Raw genomic sequence first — 5,000 nt, forward strand, 5'->3', positions numbered from 1 at the left:
GTGATATGATTTTGGACTGCGCCCCAGAGAGCGAGAGCTCGAGCGGGGGGCAGGCTTACGGGATCGAGAGGCGCGAGCCGACGGTGTTGTAAGTTTTCTGAGTCGCCGGGAGGCGACGCGCCGCGAGAGCCCCGGAAGGGGTGGAGCGGTCGAACCTGGACAACCAAAAAAGTTTAGGAACTGACGCTTCCACTGCGTCGGTTGCTGCGGAAGGAGGGGATCAGTTGCGGGAGACCGTAGGTGGTTACGCCGGAAGCGCCTGTGTCCTTCGCTACCGCGGAGGGAAGGGATTTCCCGAGAGGGGAAGCAACGGACGAAGAGCGGTGGAGGTGTGAGGTCCCGTCAAAAGAAACAAGCGACGGGTCGAAGCGATCAAGGAGCCGAGGTGCGTTCTCACGACGCAGCAAGGCCAAGAGAGGCGCCATCCGATGGGAGCGATCCCACCGAGCAATCTTGCAAGAGAGAGCCGAGGTTGGATGGAAGGCCCTTTGGTTGTGAGACCGGTTGCGAACCGGATCTGAGATTCGGGAAAGTCACGGGGCGTTGAGGGGTGAGCTGCCTGAAAGGGGAGCGAACCAGGAAGCGACCAGTGCACTCTTTGAACCCATCGCGAGAGCGTTGGTGGCCCAGACGTTGCCGTAGACGCCAGTCTGCGGGGATGGCACGAGGCAAATCCAGCTGAGGGAAGCGAAAGCGGACCAAGAGGGTTGGATCTACAACGGAGAGTTTGATCCTGGCTCAGGATGAACGCTGGCGGCGTGCTTAACACATGCAAGTCGAACGAACCTTCGGGTTAGTGGCGGACGGGTGAGTAACGCGTGGGAATCTGCCCTCAGGAGGGGGATAACGGCCGGAAACGGCCGCTAATACCCCATATGCCGAGAGGTGAAATGAATTTCGCCTGAGGATGAGCCCGCGTCTGATTAGCTAGTTGGTGTGGTAATGGCGCACCAAGGCGACGATCAGTAGCTGGTCTGAGAGGATGATCAGCCACACTGGGACTGAGACACGGCCCAGACTCCTACGGGAGGCAGCAGTGGGGAATTTTCCGCAATGGGCGAAAGCCTGACGGAGCAACGCCGCGTGAGGGATGAAGGCCTCTGGGCTGTAAACCTCTTTTCTCAAGGAAGAAGACATGACGGTACTTGAGGAATAAGCCACGGCTAATTCCGTGCCAGCAGCCGCGGTAATACGGGAGTGGCAAGCGTTATCCGGAATTATTGGGCGTAAAGCGTCCGCAGGCGGCCTTGTAAGTCTGTCGTTAAAGCGTGGAGCTTAACTCCATTTCAGCGATGGAAACTACAAGGCTTGAGTGTGGTAGGGGCAGAGGGAATTCCCGGTGTAGCGGTGAAATGCGTAGATATCGGGAAGAACACCAGTGGCGAAGGCGCTCTGCTGGGCCATAACTGACGCTCATGGACGAAAGCCAGGGGAGCGAAAGGGATTAGATACCCCTGTAGTCCTGGCCGTAAACGATGAACACTAGGTGTCGGGGGAATCGACCCCCTCGGTGTCGTAGCTAACGCGTTAAGTGTTCCGCCTGGGGAGTACGCACGCAAGTGTGAAACTCAAAGGAATTGACGGGGGCCCGCACAAGCGGTGGAGTATGTGGTTTAATTCGATGCAACGCGAAGAACCTTACCAGGGTTTGACATCCTGCGAATCCCTTGGAAACGAGGGAGTGCCTTCGGGAGCGCAGAGACAGGTGGTGCATGGCTGTCGTCAGCTCGTGTCGTGAGATGTTGGGTTAAGTCCCGCAACGAGCGCAACCCACGTCTTTAGTTGCCAGCATTCAGTTGGGCACTCTAGAGAGACCGCCGGTGATAAACCGGAGGAAGGTGTGGATGACGTCAAGTCATCATGCCCCTTACATCCTGGGCTACACACGTACTACAATGCTACGGACAAAGGGTTGCAAGCTCGCGAGAGTTAGCTAATCCCATAAACCGTGGCTCAGTTCAGATCGTAGGCTGCAACTCGCCTACGTGAAGGAGGAATCGCTAGTAATCGCAGGTCAGCATACTGCGGTGAATACGTTCCCGGGCCTTGTACACACCGCCCGTCACACCATGGAAGTTGGCCATGCCCGAAGTCGTTACTCCAACCCTTGTGGAGGAGGACGCCGAAGGTGGGGCTGATGACTGGGGTGAAGTCGTAACAAGGTAGCCGTACCGGAAGGTGCGGCTGGATCACCTCCTAACAGGGAGACACAACTGATCGTGATGTCTGAGCGCCGACCAAGCGTAAGTTTGGGAAGCACATTTGTCTCAGGCCACGGTCCTGTCATCTCGAAGGTCGATCGGTACCTCAAGGTGAGCCATTAAAGCCAAGGACGACTCCAGAGAGCTCGCAAGAGCAGGAAGGAGAAGGCCGAGGATATTGTGATGGACTCGTTTTCAGTTCCTAAACTTTGTCTAGGTCACCCCACCAAGGGTTTTGCCAGACATCCAACGTTTCGGATCCCGCCAGGGAGATGAAGCAAAGGGTGTGTGGAGGAACCACTGTCAGAGTGATTGTTCCTGGGCCATTAGCTCAGGTGGTTAGAGCGCACCCCTGATAAGGGTGAGGTCCCTGGTTCAAGTCCAGGATGGCCCATTCGTGTTTGGGGGTTTAGCTCAGTTGGTAGAGCGCCTGCTTTGCAAGCAGGATGTCAGCGGTTCGAGTCCGCTAACCTCCATCCAGCTAGGTTAAGACCACAACATGAAGCTGCATCAGGAGGAATTCTGATGGGTGAAGTGACCGGACATGTTCAGCTGAGGACTCCAGCCTCCTTTCATTCCCGATGGATGAGCTCACACGATGTGTGATGCCTTGTTCAGATGTGGTTGAAAGGAAGCTGGACTCGCTGATCACCCACTTACATGTTCATGGGAGTGGGTGAGTCAGTGTAGCCAGCAAAGAACCTTGACAACTGCATAGGTGAGTCTGGAAAAGAAAGCATCTCATGGATGCCCAGACGGACGTGGACAGATCCTGGTAACCCCAGGTGATGGAGACGGCTGACTGGGAAGATTCTTGAGTTTAGAGCCGAGAGCTTCCAGCGTCTTTTCGCTCCGCCGAGGAGGGAAGAGTCAGATTCTGCCTTTCAAACCGCTTGAGCTTGAATGGGACGAGAGACCGCGACGGGCAACCGCAGCGGTGGATTGTTGCATGAAAGGCGAAAGCAGGTGAAAGCAGGAGAATGGGTCTCAACAACCCTGAACGTTGGGAGTGTTAATTGGTCAAGCTACAAAGGGCTCACGGTGGATACCTTGGCACACAGAGGCGATGAAGGACGTGGTTACCTGCGAAAAGTCTCGGGGAGCTGGAAACACGCTTTGATCCGGGAATCTCCGAATGGGGCAACCCCTAGAACGGCCACCTGAATCCATAGGGTGGCGCGAGCCAACCCAGCGAACTGAAACATCTTAGTAGCTGGAGGAAAGGAAAGTAAAAACGACTCCCTAAGTAGCGGCGAGCGAACGGGGAAGAGCCTAAACCGATGGTTTCGACCATCGGGGTTGTGGGACAGCAACGTGGACCAGGGACGTTAGTGGAAGCGTTTGAAAGGCGCGCCATAGAGGGTGAAAGCCCCGTACGCGAAAGCGAAACTGGCCTAGCTGTATCCCGAGTAGCACGGAGCACGTGAAATTCCGTGTGAATCCGCGAGGACCACCTCGTAAGGCTAAGTACTCCTGTGTGACCGATAGCGAAACAGTACCGCGAGGGAAAGGTGAAAAGAACCCCGGGAGGGGAGTGAAATAGAACATGAAACCGTGAGCTTACAAGCAATGGGAGTCCTACTCATAGGATGACCGTGTGCCTGTTGAAGAATGAGCCGGCGACTTATAGGCACTGGCAGGTTAAACCGGAAATGGTGGAGCCATAGCGAAAGCGAGTCTGAATAGGGCGTTGGTCAGTGTTTATAGACCCGAACCCGGGTGATCTAACCATGGCCAGGATGAAGCTTGGGTGATACCAAGTGGAGGTCCGAACCGACTGATGTTGAAAAATCAGCGGATGAGCTGTGGTTAGGGGTGAAATGCCAATCGAACCCGGAGCTAGCTGGTTCTCCCCGAAATACGTTGAGGCGTAGCGTCTAGTGCTATAGCAGGGGGGTAAAGCCACCGTTTCGGTGCGGGCTGCGAGAGCGGTACCAAATCGAGACGAACTCTGAATACCCTGTGTGAAACTAGGCAGTCAGACTGTGGGGGATAAGCTCCATGGTCGAAAGGGAAACAGCCCAGACCGCCAGCTAAGGTCCCCAAATCAACGCTCAGTGATAAAGGAGGTGGGATTGCCCAGACAACCAGGAGGTTTGCCTAGAAGCAGCCATCCTCAAAGGAGTGCGTAATAGCTCACTGGTCGAGCGATCCTGCGCCGAAAATGAACGGGGCTAAGCGTTGTACCGAAGCTGCGGATTTAACTTGTTAAATGGTAGGGGAGCGTTCCATGTGGGGCGAAGCGTTAGCGTAAGCGGGCGTGGACTGCATGGAAGTGAGAATGTCGGCTTGAGTAGCGAAAACATGGGTGAGAATCCCATGCCCCGAAACCCTAAGGGTTCCTCCGGCAGGCTCGTCCGCGGAGGGTTAGTCAGGACCTAAGGCGAGGCCGAAAGGCGTAGTCGATGGACAACAGGTCAACATTCCTGTACCTGTCATGTTTTGGGAAGGGGGACGGAGAAGGCTAGCCCAGCCAGAAGTTGGTTACTGGTTCAAGCGTTCGAGGCGTTGAGAAGTGGCGAAAACACTTTGAGCTGAGGCGTGAGTACGAGCTGCTACGGCAGCGAAGTGGGTGACGTCAAGCTTCCAAGAAAAGCCCTATACCCGTTAAGGCATGACGGCCTGTACCCGAAACCGACACAGGTGGGGTGGTAGAGAATACCGAGGGGCGCGAGGTAACTCTCTCTAAGGAACTCGGCAAAATGGCCCCGTAACTTCGGGAGAAGGGGTGCCACCGCAAGGTGGTCGCAGTGAAGAGGCCCAGGCGACTGTTTACCAAAAACACAGGTCTCCGCTAAG

The 5,000-nt window shown here is 55.6% G+C and carries 2 tRNA genes and 2 rRNA genes (1 of these 4 running past the window's edge); all 4 read left to right on the top strand.

Annotated elements, in window-relative coordinates:
* The first annotated feature begins 715 nt into the window (after nucleotides 1-715).
* Nucleotides 716-2,200 (top strand): 16S ribosomal RNA (locus tag CJZ86_RS16275).
* Between the two features lie 321 nt (nucleotides 2,201-2,521).
* Nucleotides 2,522-2,595, top strand: a tRNA-Ile gene (locus tag CJZ86_RS16280).
* A gap of 9 nt (nucleotides 2,596-2,604) precedes the next feature.
* Nucleotides 2,605-2,677: transfer RNA gene (locus tag CJZ86_RS16285), tRNA-Ala, on the top strand.
* 542 nt (nucleotides 2,678-3,219) lie between these two features.
* Nucleotides 3,220-5,000, top strand: a 23S ribosomal RNA gene (locus CJZ86_RS16290); it runs 1,095 nt beyond the window's last position.
* The 16S and 23S rRNA genes sit together here with 2 tRNA genes alongside, the layout of an rRNA operon.

This window comes from Synechococcus sp. BO 8801 (assembly GCF_002252675.1).
In the GTDB taxonomy this organism is placed as follows: Bacteria; Cyanobacteriota; Cyanobacteriia; order PCC-6307; family Cyanobiaceae; genus Cyanobium.